General features: G+C 28.5%; 3 protein-coding genes. All 3 read right to left on the bottom strand.

Annotated features, from left to right (window positions below; translation table 11 throughout):
* Positions 1–234 precede the first annotated feature (234 nt).
* The 3 genes from ACFQ5N_RS14060 to ACFQ5N_RS14050 all read right to left on the bottom strand — a co-directional run bounded on the left by ACFQ5N_RS14060 (position 235) and on the right by ACFQ5N_RS14050 (position 2,954).
* On the bottom strand, positions 235–942 hold the full coding sequence (locus tag ACFQ5N_RS14060) for a peroxiredoxin family protein (protein WP_386810413.1): 708 nt from the start codon (positions 940–942) through the stop codon (positions 235–237).
* Between the two features lie 153 nt (positions 943–1,095).
* Positions 1,096–2,124, bottom strand: a complete 1,029-nt coding sequence (locus ACFQ5N_RS14055; protein ID WP_386810412.1) for a hypothetical protein — start codon at positions 2,122–2,124, stop codon at positions 1,096–1,098.
* 152 nt (positions 2,125–2,276) lie between these two features.
* Entirely contained in the window at positions 2,277–2,954 is a 678-nt protein-coding gene (locus ACFQ5N_RS14050) for a DUF6624 domain-containing protein (RefSeq protein WP_386810411.1), read from the bottom strand.
* Positions 2,955–3,540 lie beyond the last annotated feature (586 nt).

The raw sequence follows: 3,540 nt of genomic DNA, 5'->3' as shown, positions 1-3,540 counted from the left end.
TTCGGCAGGGTTGTTTTTTGCTTGTGTCCATAGTTTAACTAAAAGTGTTTAATTTTTAGTCAACCTATTTCAGGAATTTACATCTTTCAGAATGTACGCCAACGGTCTTTTATAAGATTTGTGCGTTTGGAAAATCGGAGATTTTTCGGACGTAGCAAATCGTTTGTTGAATGTTTGTCAGTTCGTTATTTAGTTTAAAAGTAAGCATAAATTTTATGAGTTGTTAGCTGTAGTTTATTCTGTAATCATTTTGTTTAAATTCATCTCATCTATAGATTTATAGTAATCAACTAATTTTCCATTTTCATCAATTACAATTGTAGTTGGAAATCGTGTAATCGAATATCTTTCTTGAAAGTTCAACGCATTAGGAATTAATTCGAAATTCGATTCAGGTAAATCAAAGCCTTGTTTTATGTCTGTTTCATTCGAAGCAAAGAAAATGATTGCTTTAATCTCCTCATTTGTGTTTTTAAGGTTATTAATCAAACTGTCAATTTGTTTAATTTCTTGTTTTTTAAATCTAAAACTGTTTGCCTCTAATTCAAATCTTAAAATAACAATTTTCCCTCTAAATTTATTTAATTCGATCTTTTTTTTATCAATCGTTTTTGCAATAAAATTTGGAAATAACTCTCCTTTGAGAATCGGGTTTTTTCTGTTATTTATTATTTTGTTGTTTTGTTTTGATAAGTTTACTAAATATTTTTCTATTTTTCCATTAACACCAATAATTTCGTCTAATTGTAAATTTGGGTTATTTTCAATAATCTTAATAAAGTCTTTTTTATTTATCTTTTCTCCAGTTTCTTTGTCATAAATCTTTGAATAATCTATCTTTTCAACTCGAGAAGTTGTAAATTTTTGAGTTATTATTTTTTCTTGACCAAAAGTCATTAATACAGTAAAAAATAATATAGTAATCAAAACTTTCTTTTTCATCTTTTTTTTTATTACAGCTAACGGTTTAGTATAACCAAAGTTGTGTTTTGGTTTGCAATTTTTTTCGTTTGATAAATTTAATAAAATTAGTATTAAGAATTATTCTATTTTACTAAATGCAACAATTTTGGTTATGCATTGTTAGCCACTGTTTTATTCTAACATTGTTTCCCATAATTTCATTTTTCGTAAAATTAATAATCTTGCTAATGTTTGTGTATTGAAAATATCATATGGACTAATATACTGGGTCAATTCTCTAAATTTATGAGCAGCAATAAAATTTCTCAAGTAACTAACATTATGAATAGCCTCAGGGATTGTTAAGGTTTTATCTCGTACTTCGGCTCCGTATTTAACCCACTCAGAATCAAATCCAAAAAAAGGTTTTATATCTTGTTCAATACGAGTAGGATTTCCTCTATAAATCCAATCAAATGTTAATTTGGAGTCAATTTCAGATTTTTCAAGACGTTTCTCAATATTTTCAAGAACTTTAGGATTCCATTCTCCAGTTTCAGTATTTAAAAATCTTGGATTTTTATTACTTGACCGAATTTCTAGTTCTAATTCCTCTATTACCGAAAAAGCTGAAATAATTGCGAAAGCTCCTCTTGTATGATAATTATGTTTAACATCGTAATGCTCAAAAACCTGCCCATATCTCGGATTGGCTGAATGAGGAGTGAAGGAGTTTAAATCTAAACTTACTTTATATTTTTCAATTGCATAACATAATTGTTTAGATTTGATTGCTTTGTTTGCAACTATACACCCAAATCCTATATTTTCAATTTTCTGGTAGTGTTTAATGAAAGGTTTTTCCTTGTACCATTCATTTTCAGATTCTTTATATTCTTTTAAGAAAGTGAAATTATTTGTTAAACCTGGTTCTGGGTAAGCTAGTAGTATTCCACAATGAATTAATGAAAGTAAATCCTCTGCTTTTTCTTCATTATCTGCTATGATTATAAGTTCGTTTAAAGGTATGTCATCATTCGGAGTTATATCTTCAGTACTCTTTCCATATGTATAAAATGATTGTCTCATTCCATCTTTAGAACTAAAAAAAGAATTTGAGGATTCTGTTAGCAATAATAATTCCATATACTCAAAAATCAAATTTTCAATAATTGTCGAATCTTTTAAATCTACAATTAAATGAGTTCTAAATTTTTTCATCAGTAATAGTGGCTAACGGTTTAGGGTTATGATTTGTGGGACTGAAAAATCGGAGATTTTTCGGTTGTAGCAAATCGTTTATTGAATGTTGGTCTGTTCGTTATTTAGTTTAAATTGTAGCATAAATTATACCCATTGTTGGCATTTCGTTATTATTTTTTTGACTGTCTTTCTCTTTCGAATTTTTCAGACCTTTTTATTTGTTCCTCTAGATTCCACTCAAAATCAAATCTGTTTTTTAGAAATTCTGCGATTGGTTCTAATCCGATTTCGGTTCTTCTTTTATCGATGTTTTCAGGGTCAAATACTGGCCAAACATTAAAACTTTTTGTTTCGGGGTAATATTTCATCTGTCCTCCATAAATCTGTAAATCCCCTTTTTCTGTTGCAATTCTATCTTCAGCTCTTACTAAAAAACGAGGTTCTAACTTTTTCTCTTTTACAGCTTTTCTCATCATTGGGAGATATTTTATTCGGACTTCATTGTCTGCGTGTTGAATGACATTGCATATTGTCCAATTTCCTTGTTCTCCAATCATTTCTCTTGTAGGCCATCCATAATTGTCAAGAATAGTCCTTACTTTTTTTTCATTAATGATGTGGTTCTTCTCATATATCAATTGTTGTTCTTTGTATTCTTTTGATTCTGATCCGTAGATTCTCATTAATGAATCCCTTAACCTAATTGGTGTTTGTTCTGTTTGCCAAATAGTGTCTAAAACTGCAATAAAGTTTTCAGTGCTATCAAAACTTGTTTCGGTTTTTTTTGATTTGTTCTTGTTTGTACAAGAGATTGTTATTAGTAAAAAAAGTATAAATATAAATCTCATATTTAATTTTAAAATAGTTAATTAGTTCATTTTCGTAATGAATGCCAACGGGTTTGTATAACANCAACGTTCAAATCCGTAATTATTGATAAAATCAAAAAATTGTCTTTTTAGTTTAATTTATCATAAAAACTTTTTCCGTTTTCATTGCTCAATATCCGTTTTGATTTTCAAATCGACAATGATTAATAAAATCTGAAATTTCTCGGTTTAGATTAATTTATCATAAATACTTTTCCGATTCAAAGCTAAAATCTCACGTTTCAATGAGTTTTTTCGTTTTCATTGCTCAATTTATCCGTTTTAATTCATAACTCCGCAATTGTGCAAAATCTATCCGTTTCGGTGAATTTTATTAGATTCAAGTTTATCAAATAGAGTAGAAGTAGTTTTCAACTTTTTCTATCTCATTAATTTTATCGGTTTGTGACTCTGACAGTTTGATATTTTTAACTCATAAAACTCAAATTAGGAATTTCGGAGGAAATTCCGCCATTTTATACAACGAGTTTTTATATGATTTGTGCGACTGGGAAATCGTAGATTTTTCGGTGGTAGCAAATCGTTTGTTGAATGTTTGTCGGTT

Source organism: Lutibacter holmesii, assembly GCF_042679665.1.
In the GTDB taxonomy this organism is placed as follows: domain Bacteria; phylum Bacteroidota; class Bacteroidia; order Flavobacteriales; family Flavobacteriaceae; genus Lutibacter; species Lutibacter holmesii.
This window is presented reverse-complemented; position numbering and strand designations above follow the sequence as displayed.

What these genes read in the sequence shown, in the direction of transcription:
- ACFQ5N_RS14060 (WP_386810413.1), bottom strand. Translation starts at nt 942, where the DNA reads ATGAAAAAGAAAGTTTTGATTACTATATTATTTTTTACTGTATTAATG.
- ACFQ5N_RS14055 (WP_386810412.1), bottom strand. Translation starts at nt 2,124, where the DNA reads ATGAAAAAATTTAGAACTCATTTAATTGTAGATTTAAAAGATTCGACA.
- ACFQ5N_RS14050 (WP_386810411.1), bottom strand. Translation starts at nt 2,954, where the DNA reads ATGAGATTTATATTTATACTTTTTTTACTAATAACAATCTCTTGTACA.